The 17,578-nt window shown below is 70.1% G+C and carries 14 protein-coding genes; 6 read left to right on the forward strand and 8 right to left on the reverse strand.

Features of this window, described 5'->3' with window-relative positions; translation table 11 throughout:
• Positions 1 to 17: 17 nt before the first annotated feature.
• The gene (locus tag ACFMRZ_RS07790; RefSeq protein WP_400178504.1) at positions 18 to 2,222 is read right to left on the reverse strand and encodes a SulP family inorganic anion transporter; all 2,205 of its coding nucleotides are present in this window, start codon (positions 2,220 to 2,222) and stop codon (positions 18 to 20) included.
• 471 nt (positions 2,223 to 2,693) lie between these two features.
• Here ACFMRZ_RS07790 and ACFMRZ_RS07795 point away from each other — a divergent pair, with 471 nt between their 5' ends.
• Entirely contained in the window at positions 2,694 to 4,289 is a 1,596-nt protein-coding gene (locus ACFMRZ_RS07795; RefSeq protein ID WP_400178505.1) for an amidase, read from the forward strand.
• Positions 4,290 to 4,382: 93 nt separating this feature from the next.
• A complete protein-coding gene (locus ACFMRZ_RS07800) occupies positions 4,383 to 6,116 on the forward strand; it encodes a GAF domain-containing protein (RefSeq protein ID WP_400178506.1) in 1,734 nt (577 codons plus the stop codon).
• A 19-nt stretch (positions 6,117 to 6,135) separates the two neighbouring features.
• Here ACFMRZ_RS07800 and ACFMRZ_RS07805 read toward each other — a convergent pair whose 3' ends face one another.
• Positions 6,136 to 6,876, reverse strand: coding sequence for a glucose 1-dehydrogenase (locus ACFMRZ_RS07805; RefSeq protein ID WP_280274577.1), 741 nt, complete (start codon positions 6,874 to 6,876; stop codon positions 6,136 to 6,138).
• Positions 6,877 to 6,970: 94 nt separating this feature from the next.
• On the opposite strand from ACFMRZ_RS07805, the gene ACFMRZ_RS07810 reads away from it, so the two are divergent.
• Positions 6,971 to 8,050 carry a diacylglycerol kinase gene (locus ACFMRZ_RS07810; protein WP_400178507.1) on the forward strand — a complete coding sequence of 360 codons (1,080 nt, stop codon included), beginning with the start codon at positions 6,971 to 6,973 and terminating at the stop codon, positions 8,048 to 8,050.
• A gap of 40 nt (positions 8,051 to 8,090) precedes the next feature.
• Here ACFMRZ_RS07810 and ACFMRZ_RS07815 read toward each other — a convergent pair whose 3' ends face one another.
• From ACFMRZ_RS07815 to ACFMRZ_RS07840, 6 genes are all read right to left on the reverse strand, one after another.
• Positions 8,091 to 8,876 carry an SAM-dependent methyltransferase gene (locus tag ACFMRZ_RS07815; RefSeq protein WP_400178509.1) on the reverse strand — a complete coding sequence of 262 codons (786 nt, stop codon included), beginning with the start codon at positions 8,874 to 8,876 and terminating at the stop codon, positions 8,091 to 8,093.
• Positions 8,877 to 8,922: 46 nt separating this feature from the next.
• The gene (locus ACFMRZ_RS07820) at positions 8,923 to 9,909 is read right to left on the reverse strand and encodes a glycine betaine ABC transporter substrate-binding protein (RefSeq protein WP_280274580.1); all 987 of its coding nucleotides are present in this window, start codon (positions 9,907 to 9,909) and stop codon (positions 8,923 to 8,925) included.
• Positions 9,906 to 10,643, reverse strand: a complete 738-nt coding sequence (locus tag ACFMRZ_RS07825; protein WP_400178510.1) for an ABC transporter permease — start codon at positions 10,641 to 10,643, stop codon at positions 9,906 to 9,908. The genes ACFMRZ_RS07820 and ACFMRZ_RS07825 overlap by 4 nt, the downstream gene beginning before the upstream one ends.
• A complete protein-coding gene (locus ACFMRZ_RS07830) occupies positions 10,640 to 11,923 on the reverse strand; it encodes an ATP-binding cassette domain-containing protein (protein WP_400178511.1) in 1,284 nt (427 codons plus the stop codon). The genes ACFMRZ_RS07825 and ACFMRZ_RS07830 overlap by 4 nt, the downstream gene beginning before the upstream one ends.
• Positions 11,920 to 12,564, reverse strand: a complete 645-nt coding sequence (locus tag ACFMRZ_RS07835; RefSeq protein ID WP_400178512.1) for an ABC transporter permease — start codon at positions 12,562 to 12,564, stop codon at positions 11,920 to 11,922. The genes ACFMRZ_RS07830 and ACFMRZ_RS07835 overlap by 4 nt, the downstream gene beginning before the upstream one ends.
• Before the next feature lie 130 nt (positions 12,565 to 12,694).
• Entirely contained in the window at positions 12,695 to 13,630 is a 936-nt protein-coding gene (locus ACFMRZ_RS07840) for a TauD/TfdA dioxygenase family protein (protein ID WP_400178513.1), read from the reverse strand.
• Between the two features lie 156 nt (positions 13,631 to 13,786).
• Here ACFMRZ_RS07840 and ACFMRZ_RS07845 point away from each other — a divergent pair, with 156 nt between their 5' ends.
• From ACFMRZ_RS07845 to ACFMRZ_RS07855, 3 genes are all read left to right on the forward strand, one after another.
• Positions 13,787 to 15,283 carry an aldehyde dehydrogenase family protein gene (locus ACFMRZ_RS07845; RefSeq protein ID WP_400178514.1) on the forward strand — a complete coding sequence of 499 codons (1,497 nt, stop codon included), beginning with the start codon at positions 13,787 to 13,789 and terminating at the stop codon, positions 15,281 to 15,283.
• A gap of 92 nt (positions 15,284 to 15,375) precedes the next feature.
• On the forward strand, positions 15,376 to 16,728 hold the full coding sequence (locus ACFMRZ_RS07850; RefSeq protein WP_280370073.1) for a cytochrome P450: 1,353 nt from the start codon (positions 15,376 to 15,378) through the stop codon (positions 16,726 to 16,728).
• Positions 16,725 to 17,555, forward strand: a complete 831-nt coding sequence (locus ACFMRZ_RS07855) for an SDR family oxidoreductase (protein ID WP_400178515.1) — start codon at positions 16,725 to 16,727, stop codon at positions 17,553 to 17,555. The genes ACFMRZ_RS07850 and ACFMRZ_RS07855 overlap by 4 nt, the downstream gene beginning before the upstream one ends.
• Positions 17,556 to 17,578: the final 23 nt, after the last annotated feature.

A 17,578-nucleotide genomic window follows, 5' to 3' on the forward strand; every position in this document is an offset into this window, starting at 1 on the left:
CCCACGGCCGGGTTCGCCTACACCGGTAGTGCCGTGACTTGCCTTCCGGCGTCATCGATCTCGCCGATGCCGTCGGCGGTGATCTCGATGACGCGCGCGGTGGAGATGTCGAAGAACAACCCGGCCAGGACCACGCCGCGCTGCTCGATGCCGAGGCGCACCACCGGGTGCCGCGAGAGCACCTCCAGTTGGACCGCGACATTCACCATGCCCAGCTGATCGACCTCGTTGAACCCGGCCGCCGCGGCCGCGACCGCCACCGGATGCCCGGCGCGGAAGCGCTCGAGCGCGGGCCGGCCGTGCACGAGCCACGCGTCCAGCCCCGAACCGGTCACCCGTTCGTGGTACAGCGCGTCCATCGCGCCGCAGCCCGAGTGCCCGCACACCACCACCGACCGGACGTCCAGCTTGTCCAGGGCATAGACCAGTGCGGCTTCCACCGAGGTGTCGCGCCCGTCGGCGGGGATGAGATTGCCGATATTGCGGACGGTGAACAGGTCGCCCGGACCGCTGCTGGTGATGACGTTCGGCACGATCCGGGAATCGGCGCAGGTCAGGAACAGCGAGTCCGGATTCTGGCTGTCCTGCAGTTCGCCCAGGTGCGGGCGCACCACGTGGGCGTGGCCGCGGTGGTAGGCCGCGACGCCGGCGGCGATCGGGTCGGTGCGGGCGGTGCGCCGCCACGGACCGAGCGTCTCGTTCAGGATGCGGCGGGCGTGCCCGCGGGTGGGCGGGCCGGCCTCCAGATCCGCGATGCGCGCGGCGCCCATCTCGACGAATTCGACCGTGCCGCCGCAACTCTCGTGCTGCTGCGCCCATTCGTGCAGCGCCTCGTGGGCCGCGTGGTCGACGAAGTCCACCGCCATCTCGATGGTTACCGGGGCGCCGACCGGGATCTCGGCCAGTTCGCCGGTGAGCCGCGGCACCGCCATGAACGTCAAGGTGCCGTCGATGGTCACCACGCGGCGCACGCCCAGCGGCTGCACCGTGATCGTCACCTTCGCCACGCGCCACAGCAGCAGCGCGAACGACAGCGCCAGCCCCACCAGCATGCCGATCAGCAGGTTGGCGAACACGACCACCAGCACCGTCGTCGCGTAGACGAACAGGTCGCCGGTGCGGCGGGCCAGCCGGATGTGGGCCAGCTTCACCAGCCCGATGCCGATCACGATCAGCACCCCCGCCAGCGCGGCCTTCGGGATCTGCCGCACGACCTCGACCAGTAGGACCGCGAAGATCAGCACCCAGAGACCGCTCAGCATCGTCGAGGCCTTGGTGCGCGCCCCGGCCTTCACGTTGGTGATGCTGCGGACGATGACCGCGGCGATGGGCAGGCCACCGATCAGCCCGGAGGTCATGTTCGCCATGCCCTGGCCGATCAGCTCGCGGTCCAGATCGGTCCGCTGTTGCGGGCGCAGCCGGTCCACGGCCACCGCCGACAGCAGCGTCTCCACACTGGCGATCAGCGCGATGGTCACCATCGTCAGCGCCACCGCGGACCAGCCGCCGTGCGGGATGGCCGGCAGCGACATGTCGTCGAACAGCGTGCCCGTCAACACGATTCGCTCGATGCTGGTCGGCACGACCATGGCCAGGGCCGTGGCGGCGACCACCGCGGCCAGCGGCGCCGGCACCGCGCGGATCCGCGGCGGCAGATACCGCCAGCCCAGTAGGATGGCGATGACGACACCGCCGACCAGGGCATCGCCGCCCTTGGCCGCCGCCAGCTGATGCGGCAATTGCGTGATGCTGTCCCAGGACGAACTCAGCGACTGCCCACCCAGCAGGACGTGGAGCTGCTGCAGCGCGATGACGATGCCGATCCCGGCGAGCATGCCGTGCACCACGACCGGTGCGATGGCCAGCGCGCCGCGCGCGATCCGGCCGAGGCCGAACAGGATCTGTAAGAGCCCGGCTCCCATCGTGATGAAACACGTTGTGGCCCAGCCGAACTGATGAATGCTTTCGGCCACCACCACGGTGAGACTGGCGGTCGGCCCGCTGACCTGCAGCGACGATCCGCCCAGCAGACCGGCGACGAGGCCGCCCACGACGGCGGCCAGCAGACCGGCGGCCACCGGCGCGCCGGTGGCCACGGCGACGCCGATGGACAGGGGTAAAGCGACGAGAAATACCACCACGGAGGCGGGGAGGTCATGGCGAAGCACCACGGAGAGACCGGGGAGCGACGTCCGTCGGGCAGGGTCAATGTCGGTTGACATATTTCTCCTTCGCCGAACCGGGCCACGGTTCGGTTCATCGGGTCAAACATGTTCTGGCATCGAGCAGCTGGCGGGCGAGCGCCGCGGACAGCGAGAACGTGTGCGCGGCGGTGGAACCTCTAGCAGATGTCTTCCGAATGCGAAGACCGATCAATAGTAAAGAATCCGCAAAGGACATGGAAACTGTTTGCAGTGAGAAAGCTGCTGCCGCGACCGAATCGTGATCTCGCTCATATGTTTTCCACAGGATCGCCGCCAGCAGCGCATACTCGGACAAATGACCGATTTGTCATTGATAGCTGAACGCCTGCCCAGATGCCGGGAGCCGGGACCCGCACGGCCTATGCTGGATCCGCTTCGCCCGCTCGGCGCGCCGCGGTAACGCCCGAGCAGATCTCGGCCGACATTCTCGAGCAACCTTCACCCGCCGGCACCCGTCGGACGGGCGGTGACACGCACTCAGGAGGCACGATGGCAGGCGCCGGCACGATCCCGTCCGCGCGGCCCCGCGACGCCCGACCGTCGCGGCGCACGTTCCTCGCCCGCGTGGGCGCCGCCGGCCTGGGGCTCGCCCTGCCCGCCTGGTCCACCGCCCCGGCGCGGACCGACCCCGCGCGGTCCCCCACGCAGATGTCGATTCAGGAGCTGACGCGGGCGTTGGACCAGGGCGCCCTGACGTCGCGGGAGCTGGTGGCGCAGCACCTCGATCGAATCGCCGTTCTCGACAAGGCCGGTCCGGCGATCAACGCGTTCATCACCGTCGACCACACCGCCGAGGACACCGCCGCCGAACTCGACGAGGAGCGCGCCCGCACGGGCACACGCGGTCCGCTGCACGGCATTCCGATCGTCCTGAAGGACAATTTCAATACCGCCGACCTCCCGACCACCGCGGGCAACGCACTGTTCCGCGACTACGTTCCCGGCCAGGACGCCACCGTCACCGATCTGCTGCGCCGGGCGGGCGGGATCGTCGTCGGCAAGACGAACATGCACGAGTGGGCGATGGGCGCGAGCACCGTCAGCTCGCTGGGCGGGCAGACCCGCAATCCCTACGATCCGCAGCGCAGTCCCGGCGGCTCCAGCGGCGGCACCGCCGCGGCCGTCGCCGCCGGTTTCGCCACCGCCGGGCTGGGCACCGACACGCTCGGCTCCATCCGCATCCCGGCCGCGCGCAACAACTGCGTCGGCCTGCGGCCCACCGCCGGGCTGGTCAGCCGGGCCGGGATCATCCCGCTGTCGACCACGCAGGACGCCGCGGGGCCGATCACCCGCACGGTTACCGACGCGGCCCTGATCCTCGATGCCATCGCCGGGCCGGATCCGGCCGACCCGAGCACGCTGGGCTCCGGCCGTCCGGGCCGCAGCTATCTGTCGTTCCTCGATCCGAACGCGTTGGCGGGCAAGCGAATCGGGATCGTCGACGACTTCTTCGGCGACCCCGCCGACCCGGACTGCGCGGCCACCAACGCCGTCGTGGAACGGGCCATCGGCGACATGGCCGCGCTCGGTGCGCATTTCGTGCACATCGGCGACCTGGGCCCGCTCACCTCGCTGGCCGCCGAACTCACCGAGTACGAGTTCCGGCAGGCCATCGACGCGTACCTGGCCGGGTCCGTGACGCCGCCGCCGGCCCGGAACCTGTGGGAGATCATCACCTCCAACACCACCGTGCCCGACGTGCAGCCGCTGCTCATCGCCTATCTGCCGTTCACCACCGAATCCCCGATGTACCAGGCGGCCTTCGCCGCTCGTACGGCGATGATCGAGTACACCCTGCGCGTGCTCGGCGACAACCGGCTCGACGCCCTGCTCTACCCGACGACCCAGACCCCGGCCCCGCCGATCGACGCGCCGGGGGCGATGCGCACGGTGGACATGCTGGCCGAGGGCCGCAGTCCGGTCACCGGGCTGCCCGCCATCACCGTGCCCGCCGGGTTCACCGACGCGGGCCTCCCGATCGGCGTCGAGCTGCTGGGCCGACCGCTCGACGACGGAAAGCTCCTCGCCCTGGCGTACGCCTACGAGCAGGCCACCCACCACCGCACCCCGCCGCCCCTGGGATAATCCCTGTCGCGGACCGATGCCGTGCGAGACCCGCGGTGCGCGTAGAATTTTCGAATCCGAGTTCGGACCCGCTGGACAACAGGAATTGCCGAAGTGACCGACGATTCGCGAACCGGTTCCTACTCCGTGCGGGAGACGCTGTCCCAGCTTCGGCTACGCGAGCTGCTCACCGAGGTGAAGGACCGCGTCGAGCAGATCATCGACGCCCGTGACCGCATGGACGGGCTGGTCGATGCGATGCTCGCGGTCAGCTCCGGCCTCGACCTGGACGAGACGCTGCGCACCATCGTGCGCACCGCGATCAGCCTGGTCGACGCCCGGTACGGCGCACTGGGCATCCGCGGCCACGGGGAGCAGCTGTCCCAGTTCATCTACGAGGGCATCGACGGCGACACCCGGTCGCTGATCGGCGACCTCCCGGAGGGACACGGCGTGCTCGGCCTGTTGTTCCGTCAGCCCAAGCCGATCCGGCTCGAGGACCTGGCCGCGCACGCCGCCTCCGTGGGATTCCCGGCCAACCATCCGCCGATGCGATCGTTCCTCGGCGTCCCGGTCCGTATTCGCGACGAGATCTTCGGAAACCTCTATCTCACCGAGAAGTCCGGGCGGCAGCTGTTCACCGAGGACGACGAGCTGATCGTGCAGGCGCTCGCCGCGGCGGCCGGTATCGCCATCGAGAACGCCCGGCTCTACGAGTCCGCCCGCGCCAAGCAGGCCTGGATCGAGGCCACCCGCGACCTGACCACCGAATTCCTCGCGGGCACAGACGAATCCGTGGTCCTGGCCCACCTGGCCGATCACGCCCGGCAGCTCACCCGTTCGGCACAGGTGTATCTGGCCATCGTCGAGGAGCCGGACCTGCGGCCCGAGGACGTCGACCGGCTCGTGATCACCCACAGCTCCGGCGCGGCCGACGACCACGCCGGCCGCGGCCTGCGCCTCGAGGGCACCACCCTGGGCACGGTCTTCACCGAGCGCTCGGCCCGGCGGCTCGACGACGCTCGCCAGACCGACCTCGCCCGCCTGTTCCCCGGCGCCGGGCCCGCGCTGGTCCTGCCGCTGCACACCCCGGACGCGTCGCTGGGCGTGCTGGTGGCGGTGCGCCCGGTCGAGACCGCTCCGTACGACGACGAAATCCTGGAGCTGGCTTCGGGTTTCACCGATCAGGCCGCGCTGGCGATGCATCTGGCCGACACGCACCGGCAGATGCGCGAGATCGATATCCTCACCGATCGCGACCGCATCGCCCGCGATCTGCACGACCATGTCATCCAGCGGTTGTTCGCCGTCGGCCTGTCACTGCAGGGCACCGTGCCGCGCACCCGCGTCCCCGAGGTGCAGGAGCGACTCGCCGACGCGATCAACAACCTGCAGGAAGTGGTCCAGGAGATCCGCACGTCGATCTTCGAGTTGCACGGCGGCGGCACGCAGGGCACCCGCTTGCGCCAGCGCATCGAGCAGGCGGTCGGGCAGCAGACCGCGGCCACGGCCGTGCGCACCTCGCTGCGGGTGACCGGACCGCTGTCGGTGGTGAGTCCCGAACTGGCCGATCACGCGGAAGCCGTTGTCCGCGAAGCGGTCGGCAATGCCGTGCGGCACGCCGATCCGGCGACCGTCGACGTGGAGATCGATGTCGCGGACAACCTCACCGTGACCGTCACCGACGACGGCCGCGGCATTCCGGACGCCGTCACCCCGGGCGGGCTCGCCGATCTGGCGCACCGCGCCGAGACCGGCGGCGGCGAGTTCACGGTCCGAGCCGTCGCCCCCGCCGACGGCTCGGTTCCGCGCGGCACCTGCCTGCGCTGGTCGGCCCCGCTGCACTGACCGCGCCGCGGGGCTCGGTTCAGGAGGTCTTGTGCGGGACGCCCGTGACCAGGCCGCCGTCCACGACGAACTCCGATCCGGTCGCGTAGGCCGACTCGTCGCTGGCCAGGAACAGTACGAAGGTGGCGACCTCCTCCGGTTCGGCCGGGCGGCCCAGCGGGATCGTCACGAGGTCGTCGGGGATGTTCGCGGTCATCGGGGTGCGGATGAGGCCGGGATGCAGGGAGTTGACCCGAATCTTGTGCGGCGCCAACTCGAGTGCCGCCGACTTGGCCAGCCCGCGCACGCCCCACTTGGACGCCACATAGCCGTGCGCCCACGGCGCGCCGCGCAGGCCCTCGATCGATGACACGTTGACGATGGACCCGCCGCCCGCGGCGATCATCGGCTCGACCACCGCCCGCATCCCGAGGAACGTGCCGGTCAGGTTCACGTCCAGGATCCGCCGCCACTGCGCCAGGTCGAACTTCTGCAGCGGGCTGCCGTTCACCACGCCGGCGTTGTTGATCAGAACGTCGAGCGAGCCGAAATCCTCGACGGCCGTGGCGACCGCCAACTCCCAGTGATCGGGATCGGTCACGTCCAGATGTACGAAGCGGGCGGATTCGCCGATCTCCGCGACGAGCGCCTTGCCCTCGTCGTCGAGGATGTCGCCGACCACCACCCGAGCGCCCTCGGCGACCAGCAGCCGCGCGTGGGCCGCGCCCATCCCGCGGGCGCCACCGCTGATCAGTGCCACTTTTCCGTCTACACGTCCCATGGCGCGACGCTACCATACGAACTAGAACATGTTCTAGACACTGTTCCAGAATGGTGCTCGGAACCACCGAAACCGTTGTCCAGAGGAGTAATTCATGCCCATCCGCGTCGCGCACATCGGCACCGGGAACGTCGGCCGCCTGGCCTTGATCGAGCTGATCACCAATCCGCAGTTCGAGCTGACCGGCGTCTGGGTCGCCACGGCGGGCAAGGTCGGCAAGGACGCGGGCGAACTCGCCGGGCTGGACGTGGTCACCGGCATCACCGCCACCGGCGACCTGGACGAAATCCTCGCCGCCCGGCCCGACTGCGCGGTGTACTGCGCGATGGGCGACACCCGGCTGCCCGAGGCGATGGCCGACTGCCGGCGGCTGCTGGCGCACGGCGTGAACGTCGTGGGTTCCGCGCCCGGCGTGCTGCAGTACCCGTGGCAGGTGGTGCCCGACAAGTACATCGATCGGGTGGAAGAGGCTGCGCGCGAAGGCAATACGAGCCTGTTCATCAGCGGCGTGGACCCGGGTTTCGTCAATGATCTGATCCCGTTCGCGTTCGCCGGGACCTGCCGCACCGTCGAGCAGATCCGCTGCACGGAGATCGCCGACTACGCCACCTACGACGGCTCGACGGTGATGTTCGACGTGATGGGCTTCGGCAAGCCTCCCGAGGAGATCCCGATGCTGCTGCAACCGGGCGTGCTGAGCATCGCCTGGGGCACCGCGATCCGCCAGCTGGCCGCCGGGCTGGGCATCACCGTCGACGAGATCACCGACACCGCGGTGCGCGAACCCGCGCCGGCGGCATTCGATGTCGCCGCCGGGCATATCCCCGAAGGCGGCACGGCCGCAGTGCGTTTCGAGATCCGCGGCATGGTGCAGGGGCACCCGGCGATCGTCATCGAACACGTCACCCGGCTGCGCGCGGAACTCCGGCCGGACTGGCCGCAGCCCGCCCAGCCGGGCGGCTCCTACCGCGTCGAGATCACCGGCGAGCCCTCCTACACCGTCGACATCTGCCCGACCAGCCGGCACGGCGACCACAACCACGCCGCGATCGCCGCGGCGGCCGGGCGCATCGTGAACGCGATTCCCGCCGTGGTCGCGGCGGCGCCGGGCATCCGGACGACGCTCGACCTTCCGCTGATCACCGGCCGGGGACTGTACTCACCGCCGCGCTGAGCCCGGCCGCCGCCGCCGTGCGTGCGGCACGCAACGCCGCTCAGGGCTTGCGCGCGACGGCGGCGTAGCCGGGCACCTTGACGTCCATGGTCTTCGGCGGTTCGACCGGCGCGCGCCACCGGTGGATGGGGACCACGCCGGGCTCGACCAGTTCCATCCCGTCGAAGAACCGGCCGATCTCCGCCTTGTCGCGGGGATGGCAGTACAGCCCGCGCTCGGTGTAGACCTTGACGGTCGCTCCGACACCCTCGGGGTCGAAGTCGGCGGTCAGGTGCGTCATCGCCAGGTACGAGCCCGGCGCCAGCGCGTCGACCAGCGTGGCGGTGACCTCGTAGGCGCCCGGAACGAAATTCAGCAGCGCGATCAGCGACAGCCCGACCGGCTGCGAGAAGTCCAGGGTGCGGGCCGCGGCCGCCAGGATCGCCTCGGGCTCGGTCGCGTCGGCCTGGATGTAGTCGGTGCGGCCCTCTCGGGTCCCGACCATGAGGGCACGGGCGTGGGCGAGCACGATCGGGTCGTTGTCCACGTACACCACCCGCGCGTCGGGGGCCTGCTCCTGCGCGATCTGGTGCAGGTTCGGCTCGGTCGGGATGCCCGTGCCGATGTCGAGGAACTGGCGCACGCCGGCCTCGCCCGCGAGATAGCGCGTGGCGCGGTGGATGAAGCCCCGGTTGGCCTGGGCGGCGACCCGCACCTCGGGCAGCGCCTCCAGCACCTTCTCCGCGGCCTCCGCGTCGACCTGGTAGTGGTCCTTGCCGCCGAGGTAGTAGTCGTACATGCGAGCGATGTGTGGCTCGTGCTGCTTCAGGTCGTGCTTGCCCTGCATGAGATCAACATACAAGAACCACAAGGGTTTCCGGCTCCGGCCCCGGCTATCGCACCAGCTTCTCGCTCCGCAGCCAGTCGTAGGCGACGTCGGCGGGATCCTCGCCGTCGATGTCCACGCGGCCGTTGAGTTCCTGCATCAGGTCGTCGGTGAGATGCTCGGAGATCGTGCCGATCAGGTCGCGCAGTCGGGGGTAGCGCTCGAGGACCGCGCCCCGGACGACCGCGGTGCCGCTGTAGGGCAGGAAGAACTTCCTGTCGTCGTCGAGGACCACCAGGTTCAGGTTCTTCACCCGGCCGTCGGTCGTGTAGATCATGCCGAAGTGGCAGGGCGCGCCCTTGGCCGTCGCGGTGTAGACGACGCCGGAGTCCATCCGCGTGACATTGCCGGCGGGCACCCCGTTCGGGTCGTTGTAGGGAATGCCGTACTTCTGCAGCATCGGCACGAAACCGTCGGAGCGGCTGAAGAATTCGTCGTCGACACAGAAGGTGCGGTCCGGCACCGGGAGCGCGGCCACGTCGGACAGCGACCGCACGCCCAGCCGCTGCGCGGTCGGCGTGGCGGCGCCGAAGGCGTAGGTGTCGTTGAAGTTCGCCGGCGGCAGCCACTCCAGGTCGTAGTCGCGGCGCTCGATGTCGTGCACGCGCTGCCACAGTTCGTGCGGGTCCGCGATCGTCTCGCTCTGGTTGTGGTAGTTGACCCAGCCGGTGCCGGTGTACTCCCAGAGCACGTCGGCGTCGCCGTTGAGCTGCGCCTGGCGCGACGACGCGGAGCCCGGCGCCCCGGTCATATCGCGGACCTCGGCGCCCGCGGCGGCGAGGTAGGTCGCGGTGATCTTGCCCAGCAGCACGCCCTCGGTGAAGCTCTTCGACGTGACGACCAGCTCCGCACCGTCGAGCGGGCGATCGCCGTCGGGCAGGCTCGCCTCGTGGAACGTGCCCGACGAACTCACCAGGCCGCACCCGGCGAGCATCGACATCGCCACGGCCAGTGCGGAAATCGCGGTGACCAGTCGCGCTCGTGGTGATCTCATGAGATACCTCGCGGGGTCGCGGCCAGTTCGACCAGCCTGCCGAGCCAGTCGATGGTCAGCGCCAGCAATCCGACCAGGATCGCGCCGGAGACCAGCAGCTTGGGCAGGAACAGCGTGACGCCGGTGGTGATCAGCGTGCCGAGGCTGGTGGCGCCGATGAAGGTGCTCAGCGTCGCGGTGCCGACGAGAATGACCAGCGCGGTCCGCACCCCGTTGAGAATCACCGGCACCGCGAGCGGCAGCTCCACCTGGAACAGCGTGCGGGCGCCGGAGAATCCGATGCCGCGCGAGGCCTCGATGGTGCGCTGATCCACCTGCCGCAGCCCGACGATGGTGTTCTGCAGGATCGGCAGGATCGCGTACACCACCAAACCGACTATCGCCGTGCGGAATCCGGTCCCGAGCCAGAAGGTGAACAGCACCAGCAGGCCGACCGCGGGCGCGGCCTGGCCGATATTGGCGATGTTGACCGCGAGCGGCTCGAGCCGCCGCAGCGCGGGCCGGGTCAGCGCGACGCCCAGCGGGATCGCGACGATCACCACGATCAGCGTGGCCACCACGGTCAGCTTGATGTGGGACAGGATGGTGGTCTGCAAATTGTCCCAGCCGAGGGACGCCTTCTCCGTCGGGGTGAACGTCGTCGCCCGATACCAGAGCACGTATCCGATGCCGATGACCAGGATGAGCAGCGGCTCGAACCACACGTCCATCGGTATGCGGCGCAAGCGCTTCACGACGGCTCGCCCGATCCGGGTTCCTCGTCGGCGGCGACCACCGGCGTCGGCACGTTCTCGCTGCCGTCGACGTAGGTTTCGTAGGATCGTTCCGCCTCCTCGGGGCGGCCGTCGGCGAGCTTGGCTTGGATCATCTCGGTCACCGCGGCGATGCCCAGCGACCCGACCACCGCGCCGCGGCCGTCGGTGACGAGCGTCGCGCCCTGGCTGGCGGCGAGCATGGCGTCGAGCGCGTCGTTGAGGGTGGAGGATCGGGCCACGACCGGCAGCCGCCGGTCGAGGTAGTCGGAGACCTCGGGCTTGGTGGCCACTTCGTCCAGGGTCGGCCAGGACCGCGGCCGCCCGGCCCCGTCGACCACGACCACCCAGGTGTGCCCGGCGGCCCGCGCCCGTTCGATGACGCCCTGCGACGGCTCGCCCACCCGCGCGGTGACCACGTCGTCGGTCGCCACGTCGCGCACCCGCGACACGGTCAGATACGCCAGCTTCGCACCGGATCCGACGAACTCCTCCACGAACGGCGTGGCCGGATTGGTGAGGATCTCCTCCGGGCTCGCGTACTGCTCGACGTGCCCGCCCTCGGACAGGATCAGCACCCGGTCGCCGAGCTTGGTGGCCTCCTCGAAATCGTGGGTGACCACGACGATGGTCTTGCCGAGTTCGTGCTGGATCGCGATCAGGCTGTCCTGCAAGCGAACCCGGGTGATGGGATCGACCGCGCCGAAGGGCTCGTCCATGAGCAGCACCGGCGGGTCGGCCGCCAGCGCGCGGGCGACGCCGACGCGCTGCTGCTGGCCGCCGGACATGTCCTTGGGCAGCCGGTCGGCGAAGGTGGCGGAGTCCAGGCCGACCAGATCGAGCAGGTACTCGGTGCGCTCGGCGATGCGCCGCTTGTCCCAGCCCAGTACCCGCGGGATGGCGGCGATGTTCTTGGCGACCGACCAGTGCGGGAACAGTCCCCCGGATTGGATGACGTATCCGATCGACTGCCGCAGCTTGTCCGGATCCTCCCGGGTGACGTCGCGCCCGCCGATGAAGATGCGGCCCTCGGTCGGCTCGATCAGCCGGTTGATCATCTTGAGCGTCGTCGTCTTGCCGCACCCCGACGGCCCGACGAACGCCACGATCTCGCCCGCCTCGATCTCCAGGTCGAGCCGCTGCACCGCCGGCTTCTCTTGTCCCCGATAGCGTTTCACCACCGCGTCCAGCGTGATGGACGCCCCGGTCACATTGCGCTCCGGCGCCGCCGGAGCGGGCCTGCCGGTCACATCAGCGGTCATGACAGTCCCTTTGCGATCGTGAGGCGTCCGAGCAGGACGAGCAGCGCGTCGAACACCAACGCGATGATGACGATGAGAATGGTGCCGGTCAGCGCCATTTCGAGAGCGTTCGCGCCACCGAGGCGGGACAGGCCGTTGAAGATCAGCGAGCCCAGGCCGGGGCCGAGGACGTAGGCGACGATGGCGGCGACGCCCACGATCATCTGGGTGGAGACCCGGATGCCGGTCAGGATCACCGGCCAGGCGATCGGCAGTTCGACGGTCAGCAGGATCCGCGAGCGCGAAAAGCCTATGCCGCGTGCGGATTCCACGACCGAGGGCGGGACCGACCGCAGTCCCACGATGGCGTTGCCGATCACCGGCATGGCCGCGAAGAACGCCAGCATCACGAACGACGGCACCACGCCGAGCCCGAACGGGACCAGCAGCAGCGCGAGCAGCGCCAGCGACGGGATCGTCAGCGCGACCCGGCTCGAGGTCAGCGAGAGCTGGGACAGCAGCGGCATCCGGTACACCGCCACCGCGATGAGCACCGCGACCACGGTGCCGACCAGCACCGTCTGAAAGGCCAGGGAGGCATGCTGATACATGAGGAAGGCCAAGGTCCCGCCGCGCCCTCGGACGTAGCTCCATAAATCCACGGGATTCCCCTCGTCAGCCGACCATGTGCCGGTCCTGCCTGTGCGTAGCCCTGGATGCGAGTCGTCACAGGGTAATCGACGCCGCGCGGTCCGCTTCGGACGACGCGCGGCGGGCCGGATATCCGCGCGGCTAGGCGGCTCGTGCGGCCGGGGCGGAGTAGTGCTCGGAGTCTCCGGCGATCACCGTGCTGCGCCGGCCGTCGACGCCGACCGGGACCTCCCCGGCGAGGGTGATGCGGGTGAGCCTGCGGTGTTCGGCGCCGTCGTAGTCGTCGATGGCGTAGTGCTGGGTGGCGCGGTTGTCCCAGATGGCGACGTCGCCGAGCGACCAGTCCCAGCGGGTGGTGTGCTCGAGCCGGGCCACCCGGTCCTGGAACAGCCGGAACAACGCATGCGATTCGTTGCCCGGCAGGCCGACGATCCGCTGCACGAAATTGCCCAGCAGCAGCGCGCGTTCGCCGGTGTCCGGGTGCACCTCGACCACAGGATGCTCGGTCTCGTAGTAGGTGGATTCGAACTCGCCGCGGTAGGCCTCGATGGTCTCGCCCCGGTGGTTGTCCTCGGCGGTCGCGGCGTAGTCGTAGCGGTTGGTGTGCCGCGCGCGCAGGCTCTCGGCCAGCCGTTTGAGCGGTTCCGGCAGCGAGTCGTACGCCGCGACGGTGGAGGCCCAGGTGGTGGAGCCGCCGTAGCTCGGCAGCGTGACCGCGCGCAGGATCGACGCCTTCGGCACCCGGTCGACGAAGGTGACGTCGGTGTGCCAGCTGTTGGAACGCCCTTGGTGCGAGTCGATGGCCAGGCTCTTCACGCCCGCCGACCGGACCGTCGGATGCGGGATCGTCGGCGTGCCCAGCAGCTGCGCGAACTCGTACTGGCCGTCCTCGGTCAGGTGGTGCTGGTCGCGGAAGAAGATCACCTTGTGCTCGGCGAGCGCCGCACGGAGGGCGGCGACGGTGTCCGCGTCCAGGCCACCGCCGAGCCGGACCCCCTCGATCCGCGCGCCGAGGTGAGTACCGAGCTTGACCACCCGCACGGTGGTCCGGGCGTCGGCTGCGATGTCGACGGACATACCGGGGACCTTTCACTCGAACCTGACAATCGATCCGACGAAACCATCCGCTCCACCCGGGGGCCAGGATTACGGTCACCCGGATCGAAACCCGGCGGGCCGACGCGCGGGAGGCCTACCGCGCCGGGCGCCTGACCATTGCGGCACTGTGGTGCGATGATCCTCACCGACGAGCCACTGCTCCGCGCACCGCACCTGCACCTCGGCGGAACCTGGGTGCGTGCGTCCGGCGGCGGCGCCCGCGAGATCCGGAACCCGGCCGACGGCGAGGTGATCGCCGTCGTCGACGAGGCCGATCCGGACGACGTGGCCCGCGCGATCGCCGCGGCGCGCGCCGCCTTCGACGCGGGCGACTGGCCCGCCACCCCGGTGGCGGAGCGGGCCGCGCTGCTGGTGCGGATCGCCGAGCTGCTCGAGGCACACCGCGACGACATCGCCCGCATCGAGACCCTCGACACCGGAAAGACGCTGCGCGAGAGCCACATCGACCTCGACGACGTGATCGCGGTGTTCCGGTACTACGCCCATCTCGTCGCGGTCGACGCCGACCGGCTGGTCGACACCGGCGACCCGGCGGTGCTCAGCCGCGTCGTGCACGAGCCGGTCGGAGTCTGCGCGCTCATCGCCCCGTGGAACTATCCGCTGCTGCAGATGTCGTGGAAGATCGCGCCCGCGCTGGCGGCCGGTTGCACCGTGGTCGCCAAGCCGAGCGAGGTGACGCCGCTGAGCACGATCGCGCTGGTGCGGCTGATCGACCGGGCGGGCGCCCCGCCCGGGGTGGTGAATCTGGTGCAGGGCGCCGGGGCCGTGGCGGGCGCCGCGCTCACCGGCAGTCCGGACGTCGACCTGATCTCCTTCACCGGCGGCGCCGCCACCGGCGCCGACATCGCCCGCCGGGCGGCCACGCACCTCACCCGGGTCGCGCTGGAACTCGGCGGCAAGAACCCGCATCTCGTATTCGCCGACGCCGAGCGCGACAGCGCCGTCGACGCGGTGCTGACCGGTGTCTTCCTGCACTCCGGACAGGTGTGCTCGGCCGGTACCCGGCTGATCGTGCAGGATCGCGTCGCCGACGAGTTCGTCGCGGCGCTCGCCGACCGGGCCGCCCGCATCCGGGTCGGGCCCGGCACCGACCCGTCGAGCCGGACCGGACCGCTGGTGTCCGAGGAGCACCGCGCGAAGGTGGAGGCCTACGTCGCGCTCGGCATCGCCGAGGGCGCCACGCTGATCACCGGCGGCAAGCGGCCCGACGATCCGCGGCTGGCGGCCGGAAGTTATTACCTGCCCACCATTTTCGACCACTGCCACCGCGGCATGCGGATCGTCCAGGAGGAGACCTTCGGGCCCATCCTCACCGTCGAGCGGTTCGGCACCGAGGCCGAGGCCATCGCCCTGGGCAACGACACCGCCTACGGCCTGGCGGCGGGCGTCCGCACCGCCGATCCGGCCCGCGGCGAACGGGTGGTGCGCGCACTGCGCCACGGCACGGTGTGGCTCAACGACTTCGGTTGCTACACGCCGGCCGCGGAGTGGGGCGGGTTCGGCCGTTCCGGCACCGGCCGCGAACTCGGGCCGGGCGGGCTGGCCGAGTACCGGGAGACCAAACACATCTGGCACAACACCGCTCCGGCGGTGGGCGGATGGTTCGACTGACCGCCCCGACCTTGCTCGCCGCGCCTCGGCGTAGTACCGTCCAGACACATGTCCAGGTCACTGTCTGGATCGAATCATCGGGAGGATTGGCGATGACGTTGGTGAAGCCGCGGCAGGTCTCCGGGGGCGAACACGAACACGGGCATCTCGAGGAGTTCCGCACCGATCCGATCGCGCTGATGCGCCGGGTGCGGGCGGAGTGCGGCGACGTCGGCTCGTTCCGCCTGGCCGACAAGGACGTGATCCTGCTGTCGGGCTCGGAGGCCAACGAGTTCTTCTTCCGGGCCGCCGACGAGGACCTCGACCAGGGTGCGGCCTACCCGTTCATGAAGCCGATCTTCGGCGAGGGCGTGGTGTTCGACGCCAGCCCCGAACGCCGCAAGGAGATGCTGCACAATCAGGCGCTGCGCGGCGAGCACATGCGCGGGCACGCGGAAACCATTGCGCGCGAAGTGGATCGGATGCTGGCGCGCTGGGGTGAGAGCGGCGAGATCGACCTGCTGGAGTTCTTCGCCGAGCTGACCATCTACACGTCCTCGGCGTGCCTGATCGGCGTGAAGTTCCGCGACGAACTCGACGAGCGGTTCGCCCACCTGTACCACGAACTGGAACAGGGCACCGACGCGCTGTGCTACGTCGACCCGTACGCTCCCATCGACAGCTTCCGCCGCCGCGACGAGGCGCGCGCCGAACTGGTCGACCTGGTGCAGGGAATCATGAACGGCCGCATCGCCAATCCCCCGCAGGGCAAGGACGATCGGGACATGCTCGACGTGCTGGTGTCGATCCGCGACGAGGAGGGCAACCCGCGCTTCTCCGCCAGCGAGATCACCGGCATCTTCATCTCGATGATGTTCGCCGGGCACCACACCACCTCGGGCACGGCGGCCTGGACGGTCATCGAACTGCTCCGCCATCCCGACCAGCTGGCGCGGGTGGTGACCGAACTCGACGAACTCTACGCCGACGGCAAGGACGTCAGTTTCCATGCGCTGCGCCAGATTCCGCATCTGGAGGCGGTGCTCAAGGAGGTGCTGCGGCTGCACCCGCCGCTGATCATCCTCATGCGGGTGGCCCGCGACGAGTTCGAGGTGTGCGGAAACCGCATCGCGCCGGGCGATCTCGTGGCGGCCACGCCCGCGGTCTCCAACCGCATCCCCGAGGATTTCCCGGAGCCCGACCGGTTCGACCCGGGTCGCTACATCGATCCGAACCAGGCCGACCTGATCAACCGCTGGACCTGGATCCCGTTCGGCGCCGGGCGGCACCGCTGCGTCGGCGCGGCGTTCGCGCTCATGCAGCTCAAGGCGATCTTCTCGATCCTGCTGCGGGACTGGGAGTTCGAGATGGCGCAGCCGTCCGACAGCTACCGCAACGATCACTCCAAGATGGTCGTGCAGTTGCAGCAGCCGTGCGCCGTGCGCTTCCGGCGGCGGGTGCGATGACCGCGCGGGCCGGTCTCGCGGGCCGGACCGTGGCCGTCACCGGCGGGGCGCGCGGCATCGGCCGGGCGATCGCCGGTGTCCTCGCGGAGGCCGGCGCGCGCGTGGTCATCGGCGATATCGACGCGGACGCGGCGGCGGCGACGGGCGCCGAACTCGCGCTCACGGCGGCGCTGCCGCTGGACGTCACCGATCCGCAGTCGTTCCGGGCCTTCCTCGACGCCGCGCAGGCGGCCGCCGGGCCGCTCGATGTGCTGGTCAACAACGCGGGCATCATGCCGGTGGGGCGATTCGCCGCGGAGCAGGACGCCATCACCCGGCGCATCCTCGACATCAACGTGTACGGCGTGCTGCTCGGCACCAAGCTGGCGCTGCCCGGCATGCTGGAGCGCGGGCGCGGCCACATCATCACCGTGGCCTCGCTGGCCGGGACCAATCCGACGCCGGGCATGGCGACCTACTGCGCCAGCAAACAGGCCGTCCTCGGCTTCACCGATGTCATGCGGCTGGAGCACCGCGGCAGCGGCGTGCGGTTCTCGGCGGTGCTGCCGACGTTCACCCGTACCGAACTGATCGCCGGGACCCGTGCGCCGATGGGCCTGCTCGCCGATCCCGGCGACGTGGCGCGCGCCGTCGCCGGCCTGATCGTCCGTCCCCGCCGCCGGGTCACCGTCACCCGGCTGGCGGGGGTGCTCGCGGTGTTCAACGGTCTCACCCCGCGGCCGATCGGCGAGTTCTTCGCGCGGCGGCTCGGCGTCGATCGCCTCTTCACCGACGAGGTCGACCGGGATGCCCGCCGCGCGTACGACGAACGGCTGCAACGCAAGTAACGGCGCAGAGCACGAACGGGCGG

This window comes from Nocardia sp. N2S4-5 (assembly GCF_044628355.1).
GTDB lineage: Bacteria > Actinomycetota > Actinomycetes > Mycobacteriales > Mycobacteriaceae > Nocardia > Nocardia wallacei_B.